The organism is Phyllobacterium sp. A18/5-2 (genome assembly GCF_025452215.1).
Taxonomy (GTDB): domain Bacteria; phylum Pseudomonadota; class Alphaproteobacteria; order Rhizobiales; family Rhizobiaceae; genus Phyllobacterium; species Phyllobacterium sophorae.
In genome coordinates, this window is sequence record NZ_CP104966.1 from 1707783 (window position 1) to 1722549 (window position 14767).

The 14767-nt window shown below is 56.4% G+C and carries 8 protein-coding genes and 3 pseudogenes; 3 read left to right on the forward strand and 8 right to left on the reverse strand.

Annotated elements, in window-relative coordinates:
* Window positions 1–12: 12 nt before the first annotated feature.
* Window positions 13–1260, reverse strand: coding sequence for an ROK family transcriptional regulator (locus N8E89_RS08460; protein WP_245448556.1), 1248 nt, complete (start codon window positions 1258–1260; stop codon window positions 13–15).
* A 208-nt stretch (window positions 1261–1468) separates the two neighbouring features.
* Between N8E89_RS08460 and xylF the strand changes: the two are divergent.
* The 3 genes and pseudogenes from xylF to N8E89_RS08475 all read left to right on the forward strand — a co-directional run bounded on the left by xylF (window position 1469) and on the right by N8E89_RS08475 (window position 4700).
* Window positions 1469–2513: pseudogene (xylF, locus tag N8E89_RS08465) on the forward strand (D-xylose ABC transporter substrate-binding protein).
* A gap of 86 nt (window positions 2514–2599) precedes the next feature.
* The gene (locus N8E89_RS08470; RefSeq protein ID WP_262261714.1) at window positions 2600–3907 is read left to right on the forward strand and encodes a sugar ABC transporter permease; all 1308 of its coding nucleotides are present in this window, start codon (window positions 2600–2602) and stop codon (window positions 3905–3907) included.
* Window positions 3908–3920: 13 nt separating this feature from the next.
* Window positions 3921–4700 carry an ATP-binding cassette domain-containing protein gene (locus tag N8E89_RS08475; RefSeq protein ID WP_106662474.1) on the forward strand — a complete coding sequence of 260 codons (780 nt, stop codon included), beginning with the start codon at window positions 3921–3923 and terminating at the stop codon, window positions 4698–4700.
* Window positions 4701–4754: 54 nt separating this feature from the next.
* Here N8E89_RS08475 and N8E89_RS08480 read toward each other — a convergent pair whose 3' ends face one another.
* The 7 genes and pseudogenes from N8E89_RS08480 to mutS form a co-directional block, all read right to left on the reverse strand.
* Window positions 4755–5333: a NifU family protein gene (locus N8E89_RS08480; protein WP_106662475.1), complete on the reverse strand. Its 579-nt coding sequence runs from the start codon at window positions 5331–5333 to the stop codon at window positions 4755–4757.
* 99 nt (window positions 5334–5432) lie between these two features.
* Window positions 5433–5921: a universal stress protein gene (locus N8E89_RS08485; protein WP_106662476.1), complete on the reverse strand. Its 489-nt coding sequence runs from the start codon at window positions 5919–5921 to the stop codon at window positions 5433–5435.
* A 56-nt stretch (window positions 5922–5977) separates the two neighbouring features.
* The gene (gene trpS / locus N8E89_RS08490) at window positions 5978–7057 is read right to left on the reverse strand and encodes a tryptophan--tRNA ligase (protein WP_106662477.1); all 1080 of its coding nucleotides are present in this window, start codon (window positions 7055–7057) and stop codon (window positions 5978–5980) included.
* 107 nt (window positions 7058–7164) lie between these two features.
* On the reverse strand, window positions 7165–7533 hold the full coding sequence (locus tag N8E89_RS08495) for a VOC family protein (protein WP_262261866.1): 369 nt from the start codon (window positions 7531–7533) through the stop codon (window positions 7165–7167).
* Window positions 7534–7547: 14 nt separating this feature from the next.
* Window positions 7548–9147: pseudogene (gene murJ, locus N8E89_RS08500) on the reverse strand (murein biosynthesis integral membrane protein MurJ).
* Window positions 9148–11963 (reverse strand): annotated as a pseudogene (locus N8E89_RS08505) ([protein-PII] uridylyltransferase).
* Window positions 11964–12042: 79 nt separating this feature from the next.
* On the reverse strand, window positions 12043–14703 hold the full coding sequence (gene mutS / locus N8E89_RS08510) for a DNA mismatch repair protein MutS (RefSeq protein ID WP_262261867.1): 2661 nt from the start codon (window positions 14701–14703) through the stop codon (window positions 12043–12045).
* Window positions 14704–14767: the final 64 nt, after the last annotated feature.

The following is a 14767-nucleotide window of genomic DNA, read 5'->3' on the forward strand; positions in this document are numbered from 1 at the left end:
CTGAATATTTGCTTATATTGCGCGTTTTAAGGGCGCTTCCTTGGTGTCGCCGGGCGCAAAGATTTGCGTATCGAGATGAAGCAGGGATGTCATCATGCATCCTTGCAGGATGAGCGGGTGTTCGTCCGGATAGCAATTGATGTTGAGGTTCTTGGTAACGCCCCAGCCCGACGTGCCGGAAATCATATTGCGCAATTCATCTTCGATGAGGTCGAAGACACCCGCGCCTGGTCCGACCAGCGCTACAGGTACCGGGTCGATGAGGGAGAACAGGCTGCGTAGACCCGAGCCAATTGCCTGTCCGGCTTTGCGAAATGCTGCACGCTCCTCACCATCGGCGGATCGGGCGCGATCGGCAACTTCGTCAAAAGTTGCCGTATCGACATCCTGTGCTGGCTGGGCGTTTTCGTCCTGGCCCGATATCCTCCTGAGAATGGCATAGTCGCTCGCATAGGCTTCGATGCAGCCATGACGGCCACAACGGCACAATGCGCCATTCGGCGTATGCAGCATATGACCGAATTCGGCAGCGGAGGAATTGGCGCCAACAAATTGCTGGCCCTTCAGATAGAGACCCATGCCGATACCGTGGGACAGCAGGATCGCGGCAAAATCCTCCGCATATTGAACCGGGTCAATTGAGCGCAAAGCTTCGGCGATCATGTTGCAATCGTTGGCGACAGCAACAGCGACGCCGTATCGCGCGGAAAGCTCTGCTCCAAATGAGATATTGCTGTCAGGGGTGATTGGCGACCATAGCATGGTGGCACTTGCCGCATCCGTTACACCCTGCACGCCCATCGAAATGTGCATTAGCCGTCCTGCCGTGGCCGGCCGCCCCTCCAGCAGATTGTCAAGCATCTTGCATATCGACTTGATCAGGTCGGCCGTTGTCGCTTCGAGCGTCGGGACGCGTCTGAACTCTTCGGCAATCATGTGGCCCTTGTAATCGTATAGTACCGCATGGATGAGATTCAACGCGAGTTCAACGGTCGCAATCGTGGCTATTTCAGGGTTCAGCGTGAGTGCAACCTGAGGTCGTCCACGCCGGTGTGATGTGGTATCGCCGTCGCGGCTTTCCCCGATGATTCCCTCTGCAATGAGCGCGGTTGTGATGGCGGATACGGTTGAAGGACTGAGCCCGGTCTGCGCGACAATATCGGTGCGCGATACAAGTCCGTGACGGCGTAAGGCCGCCAGGACGAGCCTGCGATTCTGGCGCCTGACATCGTCAGGTCGCGCGATCTCATCGATCAGCAAAATGATTCCTCCCGAAATCTTTTTTTGTGCGCCGCAAAAAATATTGTTGCGTTGCAATAGCTTACACTACGAAAATCTAAGTTGACATGGAAATGGTTTTAAGTCACTATTTTTTTCGAGCCTCGAAATAAAGAGGTTTCGGTGGTGGCCGGAGGTGAAGGGCCATCCATCGATCAGTCAACGTGCTGCGTGCACTGGGAGGGTTACCATGAAAAAATATGCAACCGCATTGGCGGGCGCTGCTGTCCTTGCTGTCTCTTTTGCCGGACCTGTTTTGGCGAAAGACAAGATCGTTGGTGTGTCTTGGTCAAACTTCCAGGAAGAGCGTTGGAAGACCGATGAAGCGGCGATCAAGAAGGCACTTCGAGGCCAACGGCGACAAGTACATTTCGGCCGATGCACAGTCCTCCGCTTCGAAGCAGTTGACCGACGTTGAAAGCTTGATATCGCAGGGTGCCAACGCCTTGATCATCCTGGCTCAGGATTCGAGCGCGATCGGGCCGGCTGTGGAAAAGGCCGTCGCCGAAGGCATCCCGGTCGTAGGCTATGACCGCCTGATTGAGAACAAGGATGCGTTCTATATTACCTTCGATAACAAGGAAGTAGGCCGGATGCAGGCACGCGGCGTTTTCGCCGTGAAGCCGGAAGGTAACTACGTATTCATCAAGGGTAGCTCATCCGATCCGAACGCAGATTTCCTCTTCTCCGGTGCTCAGGAAGTACTGAAAGAGGCAATCGACTCCGGCAAGATCAAGAACGTAGGTGAGGCCTATACGGACGGCTGGCTGCCTGCCAATGCGCAGAAGAACATGGAGCAGTTCCTGACGGCCAATGACAACAAGGTCGACGCTGTTGTCGCGGCTAATGACGGTACGGCGGGTGGCGCGATTGCTGCCCTGCAGGCCCAGGGGCTTGCCGGTACCGTTCCAGTTTCAGGTCAGGACGCTGATTTCGCAGCGCTCAACCGCGTAGCGCTCGGTACGCAGACCGTGACGATCTGGAAGGACTCACGCGAGCTTGGCAAGCAGGCTGCAGGCATCGCCTCGGCCCTCGCGGATGGCAAGAAGATGGAAGAAATTGCGAACGTCCAGAAGTTTGCGGGCGGCGTGAACAAGGTTGAAGTCAATGCTGTCTTCCTGACACCTGTTCCGGTTACCAAGGACAATCTCGATGTCGTCATCGATGCTGGTTGGGTGCAGAAAGACGTTGCTTGTCAGGGCGTCAAGGCGGGTTCTGTACCGGCCTGCAAATAATATCGCTGTTATCTACTGAGATCAAACGCCGCTGTTCCAATGGATCAGCGGCGTTTCAAAAAGAAAATTGAAACCGGGAGAATAACATGAGTGATCCGGCCATCAGTCTTGACCGGGCCCGCGCTTCCGAACTCGGCATCGTTGCCAGGTTCTTCAAGGCGACGGAGCTCGATACACGCCTTCTCGGCATGATCGGAGCGCTGGTCATCATATGGCTTGCCTTCCAGTTTCTATCCGGCGGCCAATTTCTGACACCGCGCAATCTGTGGAACCTATCTGTCCAGACATCATCGGTTGCCGTGATGGCGACGGGCATGGTTTTGATCATCGTCACCCGCAATATTGATCTTTCGGTCGGCTCCGTTCTTGGATTTGTCGGCATGATCATGGGCGTTACCCAAGCCGAGTTTTTACCGAAGCTGATTGGTTTCGAACATCCCGCCACATGGATCATCGCCCTTGGCATCGGCATTGTGACTGGCGCTTTGATTGGCGGCTTTCAGGGATTTATCATTGCATTTCTCGGTGTTCCGGCATTTATCGTCACGCTTGGCGGACTTCTTGTCTGGCGCGGTGCTGCCTGGTGGGTCACCTCGGGCCGCACAGTTGCGCCAATGGACTCGACCTTCCGTTTGATAGGCGGTGGTCCTGAGGGTTCGATTGGGGCGACCTGGAGCTGGGTCGTTGGTATCGTTGCTTGCCTTGCGGTTGTCGGGATGATCATCAACAGCCGCCGTCAGCGCAAGCGCTTTAATTTTCCGCGCAGGCCCGTTTGGGCAGAGATATTCATGGCGGCCATCAGCTGCCTCCTCGTTCTTGGCGCAGTCGCCCTTGCCAATGCCTATTATTGGCCGATCGGCATCGTTCGCAAATATGCGGAGGCTAACAGTATCGTTATTCCCGATGGCGGCCTGTTCATCTCCCATGGCATCGCAGTTCCGGTACTGATTGCTGTCGCGACGGGAATTATCATGACCTTCGTCACCACACGGACCCGCTTTGGCCGCTATGTTTTTGCCATGGGCGGAAACCCCGAGGCTGCGGACCTTGCCGGTATCAATACGCGCTGGGTGACGATGAAGATCTTCATCATCATGGGCATCCTCTGCGCCATTGCCGGTGCGATCTCTACTGCGCGCCTGAATGCAGCGACCAACGCACAAGGCACGCTCGATGAACTCCTCACCATCGCCGCTGCCGTTATCGGCGGCACGTCGCTGGCTGGCGGCGTCGGAACGATAGCGGGTGCCATGATCGGCGCGTTGCTGATGCAATCGCTGAGCTCCGGCATGGTCCTGTTGGGGCTGGATACGCCGTTGCAGAACATCGTTGTCGGGCTCGTCCTTGTTGTTGCCGTCTGGCTCGACACGATCTATCGCCGCCGTACCGCTTGAGGGAGGACTAATTATGACCAACACACAAGCACCTCTCATCGACATGGAAAATATCTCCATTGCGTTCGGGGGTATCCGGGCGGTCGATGGAGCATCGATCAATCTCTTTCCTGGTGAAGTGGTGGCCCTTCTTGGCCACAACGGTGCCGGCAAGTCGACGCTGATCAAGATACTCTCGGGCGCCTACAAGCGTGACAGCGGCACGATCAAAGTCAACGGTGAGGAGGCGGCGATCAGCAATCCACGCGATGCCAAAGCCTATGGCATCGAGACGATCTATCAGACGTTGGCGCTGGCCGACAATGTCGATACGGCTGCCAATCTCTATCTCGGCCGCGAATTGATGACGCCTTGGGGCACACTCGACGATGTGGCGATGGAGCATAGTGCGCGCGAAGTCATGGGTCGACTCAATCCACGATTCCAACGCTTCAAGGACCCGGTCAAGGCGCTCTCCGGCGGTCAGCGCCAGTCCGTGGCCATCGCCCGGGCGATCCTCTTCAACGCACGCATTCTGATCATGGACGAGCCCACGGCCGCACTTGGGCCACAGGAAACGGCGCAGGTTGGCGAGCTGATCAAGCAGCTTAAGAGCGAAGGTATCGGTATCTTCCTGATCAGCCACGACATTCATGACGTCTTCCATCTCGCTGATCGCGTGGCGGTAATGAAGAACGGCCAGGTTGTCGGCACCGCCAAGGTAGGCGATGTCAATGAGGATGAAGTGCTCGGTATGATCATTCTCGGAAAATGCCCGCCCGGGGCGATACCGGGACCCGGTGCAGTGAACTGATTGCAATAAAAAAGGCCGCTTCGAGCGGCCTTTTCCTAAATCAAAGCAGAAAAATCAGATCGATTCGACCTGCTGAACTTCCGGAACGAAATGTTTAAGAAGATTCTGAATCCCGTGTTTGAGCGTTGCTGTCGAGGACGGGCAACCCGAGCACGCACCCTTCATATGCAGGAACACGGTGCCGTTCTCGTAGCCTCGGAAGGTGATATCGCCGCCATCTTGAGCCACAGCTGGACGCACACGGGTCTCAAGCAATTCCTTGATCGTGTCAACAATTTCCGTGTCGGCGCTATCGAAAAACTCGCCATCGGTCTCGCGCTGTGCTGTGTCGGCAATCTGGGTTGCATTTGCCATGACCGGCGCGCCAGACATGAAATGTTCCATGATAGCACCGAGGATTGCCGGTTTCAGATGCTGCCATTCCGGGCCTTCGGTCTTGGTGACTGTGACGAAATCATATCCGAAGAAAACGCCGGTAATACCGGGAATGGCAAATATTTTGCCAGCAAGAGGCGAAGCTTCGGTAGCGCCTGCCGCATCGCGGAAATCGGCTGTGCCTTCCTCAAGAACCACCTTTCCAGGCAGGAACTTCAAGGTCGCCGGATTCGGCGTTGCTTCGGTCTGGATGAACATGGTGGATCTCGCGTGTCTAGTTTAGAACCGTTCAAAGGGGATATAGGCCTTTAAACCCAACTCTTCAAGTCAAGATTGTAGCGCGATTTTGGTGCGCGATCACGTAATCGCGTCGATGTCTTCATCGGAAAGATTGTAGGGCACCACCGTAACGGGGATGGAGAAGGATTCGCGTCCTGCCAATGACTGGACAAGGGGCCCCGGACCTTCCTTGCCGGAACCGGCGGCCAGTACGAGAATGGCAATATCCTGGTCTTCTTCAATGAGCTTCCGAATCTCTTCGGCTGTGATGCCTTCGCGCACGGCAAGTTCTGACTCGATCCCGATCGTTTCACGGACACTGGCGGCAAACTTGCTGAGCGTCGAATTGGCTCGCTCCTCAGCTTCGGCGCGCATGATCTGCTCGACACCAAGAAATGCTTGAAAATCGGCCGAATCTATAACGAAAAGAAGTAAAAGCACGCCTCCCGTGGTCTTGGCGCGGCGTGCGGCATAGGCGACCGCACGTTCGCATTCCGGCGTCTCGTCGATGACGGCAAGAAATTTGCGGCGGTGGCCGGCTTCGCGGCTCAGACGTTTTGATACCATGTGCTCAACCTGCCCTATGCACTGAGCGTTCGCAAGACCTGCCCGACTGCTTCGGCCTAGTCTTGCAGAAAGCCGATAATATCACGGACGTTGCGCAGCGTCTTCTCGGCTAGCACGCTCGCGCGTTCGCCGCCGTCTTTCAAAATTGCATCGACATAGCCTGGATCTGCGGAAATGCGCCGCATCTCCGCAGCGATCGGTGCCAGTTTCTCGACAGCAAGGTCAGCAAGAGCAGGCTTGAAAACGGAGAATTGCTGTCCGCCAAAATCCCGGATCACGCTTTCCTTGTCGCTGTCGACGAGAGCAGCATAAATACCAACGAGATTATCGGCCTCCGGACGCTCCTTCAGACCATCGATCTCCGACGGCAGTGGCTCGGAATCTGTCTTGGCCTTGCGGATCTTCTTCGAAATCGTATCCGAGTCGTCGATCAAATTGATGCGTGAAAGATCGGAAGGGTCGGACTTCGACATTTTCTTGGTGCCATCACGCAAACTCATGACACGAGCTGCAGGCCCGCCAATCACCGGCTCCGTTAGTGGGAAAAAGCTTGCGATCGTTTCGTCGCCCGACTGCGTCTCGACACCGAGGCCAAGTTCGGCGATCCGGCCGGAAAAGTCCGTATTGAATTTCTGTGCGATATCGCGCGTCAATTCCAGATGCTGCTTCTGGTCCTCACCGACGGGCACGTGAGTGGCACGGTAGGCGAGAATATCGGCAGCCATCAAGTTGGGGTAGGTGAAGAGGCCAACGGAAGCGTTTTCACGATCCTTGCCTGCCTTGTCCTTGAACTGGGTCATACGGTTCAACCATCCCATACGGGCAATGCAGTTGAACACCCAGGCGAGCTCGGCATGTTGGCGCACGCGGCTCTGGTTGAAGACAATGTGCTTCGTTGCATCGATACCTGAGGCGAGGAAGGCGGCGGTGACCTCCCGCGTGTTGCGCATGAGTTCCGCGGGACCACCCCAGACGGAAAGGGCTTGAGTAATCGCATGCTGGTCGACAACGCAGTAGATGCAATTATTGCTCTCCTGTAGCGCAACCCAACGGCGAATGGCTCCCAGATAGTTACCGAGATGCAAATTGCCGGTTGGCTGGACACCGGAAAAGACGAGCGGCTCAAAAGTGCTCATGAATGGTCCTTGATCGTTCGGGGATCGGGCTTGCAGGCGCCGATAGCAATGAAGTCGCGGTTTTGGCAGAGCGGGCCGTCGTATTCAAGCCCTATCGACGACAAGTCCTATCTGAGTTCCAGCAAGTCCCATTTATTGCCATAAAGGTCTTCGAAGACCACAACGCTCCCATAGGGCTCGTAGCGGGGCTCTTCAAGGAAGCGTACCCCCGCCTTAACCATGGCTGCGTAGTCCGTTTCAAAATTGTCTGTATAAAGGAACAAGGTGACACGCCCGCCGGTCTGATTGCCGATACTCGCTTCTTGTGTCTCCCCGTCGGCCTTGGCCAGAAGCAGCTGCGCGCCATTTTTTTCTGGTGCAACGACGACCCAACGTTTGTTATCGGAAATTGGCGCGTCACTGACCAGGGTGAAGCCAAGGATATTCGTGTACCAGGCAATCGCCTCGTCATAGTCGCGAACGACCAGAGTTGTCATGCCTATGAAGCGGCTCACGATGCCGTGTCCTCCGGCGGGATATCGGCTGTCGTTGCCCTGCGTCTCACGTTCCGCCGGATCATACCAAGGCTGGCACCGCCAGTGCCGAAAGCAAGCGCAAAGTACAGGATCATCGACAACGCAACCAGAACCATAACGGCAATGGCTTGCGTATGGAGCGGCGCATGCGGTGCAAGGGCGGGGCCCATCCAGATAATCGCGTAATAAAGCGCGAGATCCCATCAAACCTGCCGCAAGGATCAGGCGCGGAATACGTGTGAGCAGGGGGATGTCCCGCCCCCAATGGCCCCGCCAGACAAGCGTTCCGAAAAGTAGAAGTGCGTTGGTCCATCCAGCAACCACTTCTGCCGTTGCGATCCCCGTCTCCGCCATTATCGGGAAAAGTGTCAGCGCCAGCGTGACATTCACAATGACGGCGATGATTGCAAATATCATTGGCGTCCGCGTGTCCTCACGCGCAAAAAATCCTGGCAAGAAGGCTTTGATTAGTACGAAAGCCGGAAGGCCCAGACCGTAGATGGCAAGGATGTTTCCTACCGTATGTGTGGATGCGGTTGAGAAGTTGCCGCGTTCATATAGCATGCGAACGATCGGTTCAGACATCACAAGCAGTGCCGCAGCGGCCGGAAGCGTGAGGAACAGTGTGAATTCCACTGATCGGTTCTGCAGGCTGCCGGCCTCCTTCAGATTGCCGGAGCGAAGGGCACGAGCCAATTCCGGCAGAAGAACGGTCGCGACCGCGATGCCGACGACACCGAGGGGCAGTTGATAGATCCGGTCGGCGTAGGCGAGGGACGAGATGGCGCCCGATTTGGCCGAAGCAATATTTGTATTGATCAGGAGATTGATCTGGGTAATGCCGCCAGTGACCGCCGCCGGCAGAGCAAGCACCAGCAGGCGTTTGACATTCGCAGTCAAATGCGGACGGCGGAACCCGATGGAAATACCAGCGTTGCGTACGGCGAGCCAGACGATGGCGAGCTGAACCACGCCTGAAACCATCACCCCCCACGACAGGGCGTAACCGACTTTTGTGCCATCATGTCCCTTCAGCCAGGCATAACCAAGCACGCCGATAAGGATAACATTCAGGAAGACGGGTGCGACTGCGGCGGCGAAATAGCGATGCAGGGAATTCAGCATTCCGCTCATCATGGCCGCAAGTGACATGCAGGCCAGGTAGGGGAACATGATAATCGCCATCGACACGGTGTTGTCGAACTTCAAGGCGTCTTCGACAAAACCCGGCGCTATTATGAAGCGCACGATCAGCGGCATTGTGAGTTCCATCAGGATCGTCAGGCTCAAAAGCACTGTGAAGAGCACACCGAACACCTCTTCGGAAAAGCGGCGGGCACCATCCAGCCCGTTGGCTTCGATTTCCTTCGCAAACAAGGGGACGAAGGCTGCGTTGAACGCACCTTCGGCAAACAGGCGCCGGAATGTATTTGGAAAACGGAACGCTGCGTTAAAGGCGTCTGCGATGGGTCCCGTGCCCAGCGCAGCGGCCATCAGCATCTCACGCGTGAAGCCGAAAACGCGACTCATCAGCGTGCCGGATGCGACAGTCGCAAATTTCTTTACCAGGCTCATCTAATCCGCCGCCATGAGGATGTTTTGCCGTTGTGGCTGCGCTGTTGTGATGTCGCCTTCACCAAAGAGGGCAAGCAGTTTCTTGCGGATGCGATTCTGCCTCGCCGTATTGGTGATCTGATGGCCAACGAGATCGGTGACATAGAATACATCTATGACCTTTTCGCCGAACGTCGTCACATGCGCGGAGGCGATATCAAGCGACAGATCGGAAATGATGCCGGTTATCTCGGAGAGTAGGCCGGGACGATCCAGCCCTTCCACCTCGATGACGGTGAATTTGTTCGAAAGTGTATTGTTGATTTCAACACGTGGCGTGATTCGGAACGCCTTGACGGCGCGTTTTGGCTTGGTACGGGCGGCCAGCATTTCCGGCAGATAGGATTTGCCGGACAGTACATCCTCGATCAGGCGGCCCACCCGCATTGCGCGTCGTCGTTCATCGTCATCAGTGGGAAATTCGCGACTGATGAGGATCGTATCGAGCGCGCGTCCATCGCTGGTGGTAAAAATCTGTGCGTCTACAATATTCGCTCCTGCCCCGGCGCAGGCGCCCGCGATGATCGAGAGCAGTCGCGGGTGATCAGGTGACAGGACAGTAATTTCCGTCACGCCCTCGAAATCATGGGTTTTGACCATCGTTGCAAGCGTTTTTTCGCTTGCGTCTGACCTCGCGTACGAAGTTGGCGTGGCGAATCTGGTCGTCAAGGCTGACGGTCAGAAGGTAGTTCTGGTAGTGCAGTGCGAGATAGGATTGGCGCTCGATCTGTGGCCAGGATGACAGGGCATGATCGAGCTGTGCCCGGGCATGGTCAGTGCGTTCCTTGCGGGAGACTTCCGAGAAGCCGCCGGTGAGCAACAATTCCGTTTCGTAGAACAGGTTGCGCAGCAATTGGCCCTTCCAGCCATTCCAGACACCGGGTCCGACTGCCTTGATGTCACAGATCGTAAGGACCAGCAGCAGTTTCATCCGGTCGAGCGTTTGAACTATTTCAGCGAAATCCTCGATCGTCTTGCGGTCGTTGAGATCGCGCGACTGCGCCACCATACTCATGGTCAGGTGCTGCTCAACGAGCCAGGCAACGGTTTCCGTATCCGCTTTGGATAGGCCTAGACGCGGACCGATGCGTCTTGCGATGCGGGCTCCTGCGACGGAATGATCTTCGGGGCGGCCTTTGGCAATGTCGTGCAGGAGCAGAGCGACGTAGAGCAGCTTACGGTCCTTTTTCAGGCCCGGCATAATCTGGTTGGCGAGCGGGTGCTCCTGACCGAGATCGCCGTGATCGATTTCCGACATAACCGCAATGCAGCGCAATAGATGCTCGTCGACAGTGTAGTGATGATACATGTTGAATTGCATCATCGCGACGACCTTGCCGAAATCGGGGATGAACTTGCCAAGAACACCAGATTCGTTCATGCGCCGTAATATGAGTTCCGGGTTGCGCTCCGACGTGAGGATGTCCAGAAAAAGCCGGTTCGCCTCGGGATTCTCCCGTAAATCAGAGTTGATCAGCGACAGTGACCGGGTCACCAGCTGCATCGCGTCGGGATGGAATTCCAAGCCGTGCACATCAGCCAGATGAAACAGTCGAGATCAGGTTGATCGGATCCTTATGAAAAACGCCATCATTGGCGATGGTGATACGGTGATTGTCGACAACAAAGTCACTGGTGCCCGCAAGTTTGCGCTTTCGGCGCGAAAAGGTAAGGAAGATACGATTGAAACCAGGCACATGCTTTGCCTGCTCCTCTTCAAGAGCAGCGCAGATAATGCGCGTGAGATCACCAACTTCCTTGGCAACAAGGAAGTAGTGCTTCATGAAGCGCTCGACATCGCGCTGGCCGGGATGGGCCGTATAGCCGAGGCGCCGTGCAATCTCGCTCTGAATATCGAAGGAGAGCCGCTCTTCAGCCTTCCCGGTTAGGAAATGCATATGGCAGCGAACTGCCCATAACAGATCTTCCGCCTTCCGGAAGATCTTATGCTCAGCAGGTGAAAGCACGCCTAGCGTTACCAACTCATCGCTCGTCTTTACGCGATAATAATATTTGGCAATCCAGAACAGCGTGTGCAGATCGCGTTGGCCGCCCTTTCCCTCCTTGACATTGGGTTCAACCAGATAGCGCGTCGCCCCTGCCTTGCGGTTCCGTGCATCGCGTTCAGCCAGCTTGGCTTCGATAAATTGAGGTCCGGTGCCCTTGACGACTTCTTCGTCGAAACGTTGTTCAAGCCTGGTGAAAAGCTCTTCATTGCCGCAAAGATAACGTGCTTCAAGGATCGTAGTGCGGATTGTCATATCCGAGAATGAAAGGCGGATGCACTCGTCAAGGTTCCTCGTGGCGTGACCGACTTTGAGGCCTGTATCCCAAAGCATATAGAGGATGTATTCAACGACCTGTTCGCCCCAGGGCGTCTGTTTGTACGGCAGCAGAAACAACAGATCAATATCTGACCCAGGGGCCAGCCCGCCACGCCCATACCCGCCAACGGCGATAATGGTCATGCGTTCCGCTGTGGAGGGATTTACCGCGTGATAGACGTGCGTGATGGCGAATTCGTAGAGCGCCGAGATAATCTGGTCCATTAACCAGGAAAGCCGAATAGAGCAGAGCGTGCCGCCTGCGTCTTTCATCAGCATATCCTCAGCGGATTTGCGGCCCGCAACCAGTGTCTGTTTCACGAGTTGCAAAACGTCGTTGCGATCGACGGAAGCGGCGCCTTGTTTCCTCGCCGACTTAACCAGATCTTCAAACTGGCGATGAAGTTTGGTTGGGTTGACGATCTGTTCCAGTTTCAGGTCTGAGGCGCTCATGAACACGTCTTTATGAATGATGGCTCGCTATAGCCTGAATTTACCTCAAACGGAATGACTACATTTGAAGCAGGTTGAATCAGGATGTCGCGGTGGTCGCGAGGCCCTTCAACCGGTAAAGCGCATCGAGCGCGTCGCGCGGGCTCAGCTCGTCAGGATTGATGGCGGATATCGCAGCAAACAGCGCGGTATCCTTACCCTGAACCTGTTTTGGTGGTTGGCGCTTCACTTCGACGGAGAAGAGCGGCAGGTCGTCGATCAGTTTGTCCGCCTTGCCCGAAGTCTCTTCCGCTTCGAGCTGATGCAGCACGTCGCGTGCACGATTGACGACCGCCTCAGGCAATCCGGCCAGGCGTGCCACTTGAACGCCGTAGGAACGGTCCGCGGCACCTTTGGCGACCTCATGCAGGAAAACAACATCGCCATCCCACTCCTTGACCCGCATCGTCACATTGCTCAGGCGCTCGAGTTTTTCCGATAGCGCCGTCATTTCATGGAAGTGTGTCGCGAAAATTGCCCGGCACTGGTTCTTTTCATGCAGATATTCAACGGCCGCCCAAGCAATCGAAAGGCCGTCGAAGGTTGCTGTGCCGCGTCCAATCTCATCAAGAATCACAAGCGAATGATCGCTGGCCTGGTTGAGGATAGCGGCCGTCTCCACCATTTCGACCATGAACGTGGAACGTCCGCGCGCAAGGTCATCCGACGCACCAACCCGTGAGAACAGACGATCGACAACGCCGATATGAGCGGATCCCGCCGGAACGAAAGAACCCATCTGCGCCAGGATTGCGATCAGTGCGTTCTGGCGCAGGAATGTGGATTTACCACCCATGTTCGGGCCCGTCAGCAGCCAGATTGCCCCTTTGCCTGGCCCTTGTGGGGAGAGGTTGCAATCGTTGGCGACAAAAGGATTGGCGGCCTGCCGGCGCAGCGATTGCTCGACAACCGGATGGCGTCCGGCAACGATCTCGAAGGCCAGACTATTGTCGACGAGGGGGCGGCAATAGCCCTGTTCTTCGGCCAGGGCCGCCAGCGACACAGAAACATCAAGAGCCGCCAGGGCTGCAGCCCCTGCTCGTATAGCGTCGGCATTGGCAACGGTTTCGTTGGTCAGGGCGTCGAAAATACGGAGCTCGATCGAAAGGGCGCGTTCGGCAGCATTGGCAATCTTGGTTTCGAGCTCCGCCAGTTCCGTCGTTGTGAATCGCATCGCGTTGGCGATAGTCTGGCGGTGGATGAACTTTCCCTTGGCTTCATCCGTGCCTGTCATCGTGGAGGCGTTATTGGCTGTTACCTCGATAAAATAACCGAGCACATTATTATGCTTGATTTTCAGCGATTTGACGCCCGTCATTTCCATGTAATCGGCCTGCAGGCCGGCAATGATACGGCGGGAATGATCACGCAATGCACGCATTTCGTCGAGCTCATCATTGTATTGCGCCCGAACAAATCCGCCATCACGCTTCAACAGGGGCAGCTCATCGGCGAGAGCCCGTTCGAGATGCATTGCAACATCGGCCGGTAGTTTATCCAGATACTCAAGGACCGATGCAAGTTCGACCGGCAATTCCTCGCTGTGGAAACGCTGAGTGATTTCCCCCGCCACTTCCAGCCCGCGGGCGAGGGCGCCCAGGTCGCGCGGACTGCCGCGCCCGACGGCCAGCCGCGACAGGGCGCGGGGCATGTCAGGCACACCCTTCAGCGCTTCGCGCATCTGATCGGCTAGTGATTGACGCGAGAGAAAATAGGAAACGGAATCAAGCCGTTCGGCAATGGCTATTGGATCAGTAAGCGGGGAGGTCAGCCGTTCTGCCAGAAGCCGGGCACCCCCGCCAGTCACCGTGCGATCGATGGCCTTCAACAAGCTCCCGTCGCGATTGCCGGAAAGCGTGCGCAAGAGTTCGAGATTGGCACGTGTGGCGGGATCGATGAAAAGTGATGAGCCTTCCGACTCCCGTTCCGGTCGCATCAACGGCGGACGCTCGGCGATCTGAGTCTTCTCGACATAGGCAATGGCGCCGGAAATAGCCGCGAGTTCGGCACGCGAAAACTGTCCGAAGCCATCGAGCGTGCTGACATCGAAATAACGCTGAATGCGGTTTTCCGCCGTCGCGCTATCAAAGAGACTCGGCGGCTGCGGGCTTACAGAACGGCCTATCGCGTCGAACACCGGCCGCAGCTCGGGATCGTGGAATACCGGGTCCGCGACGATCAACTCGCGCGGATCGACGCGCAGAATGTCGGCGAGAAGCCGGGAGGGATCGGTCTCACTGACACGGAACGTCCCGGTGGAGATATCGATCCAGGCAAGTGCGAACTGGCCCTGGCCAGATCCCTTGATGCGGCCGAGCGTCATCAGGTAATTGGCTTCCGACGGGTCAAGGAGCCTCTCCTCCGTGATCGTTCCTGGTGTTACCAGACGTACGACGTCCCGCTTGACGACAGATTTCGCTCCGCGCTTCCTCGCCTCGGCCGGATCCTCGATCTGCTCGCACACGGCAACGCGAAATCCGCGCGCAATCAGCTTTTGCAGGTAATCGTCCGCGGCGTGGACAGGTACCCCGCACATCGGAATATCGTCACCAAGATGTTTGCCACGCTTCGTCAGCGTGATGCCGAGCGCGCGCGAGGCCTCGACCGCATCGTCGAAGAAAAGCTCATAGAAATCGCCCATGCGATAGAACAGCAGGCTATCCGGGTTCGTCGCCTTGATCTCGATATACTGCTCCATCATTGGCGTCGGTCGCGCCAATGGTTCGGCCTCATAAGGGGATGGTTCTATGATAGATGCCAGTTCG

What these genes read in the sequence shown, in the direction of transcription:
- N8E89_RS08470 (WP_262261714.1), top strand. Translation starts at nt 2,600, where the DNA reads ATGAGTGATCCGGCCATCAGTCTTGACCGGGCCCGCGCTTCCGAACTC.
- N8E89_RS08475 (WP_106662474.1), top strand. Translation starts at nt 3,921, where the DNA reads ATGACCAACACACAAGCACCTCTCATCGACATGGAAAATATCTCCATT.
- N8E89_RS08480 (WP_106662475.1), bottom strand. Translation starts at nt 5,333, where the DNA reads ATGTTCATCCAGACCGAAGCAACGCCGAATCCGGCGACCTTGAAGTTC.
- N8E89_RS08485 (WP_106662476.1), bottom strand. Translation starts at nt 5,921, where the DNA reads ATGGTATCAAAACGTCTGAGCCGCGAAGCCGGCCACCGCCGCAAATTT.
- trpS (WP_106662477.1), bottom strand. Translation starts at nt 7,057, where the DNA reads ATGAGCACTTTTGAGCCGCTCGTCTTTTCCGGTGTCCAGCCAACCGGC.
- N8E89_RS08495 (WP_262261866.1), bottom strand. Translation starts at nt 7,533, where the DNA reads ATGACAACTCTGGTCGTTCGCGACTATGACGAGGCGATTGCCTGGTAC.
- mutS (WP_262261867.1), bottom strand. Translation starts at nt 14,703, where the DNA reads ATGATGGAGCAGTATATCGAGATCAAGGCGACGAACCCGGATAGCCTG.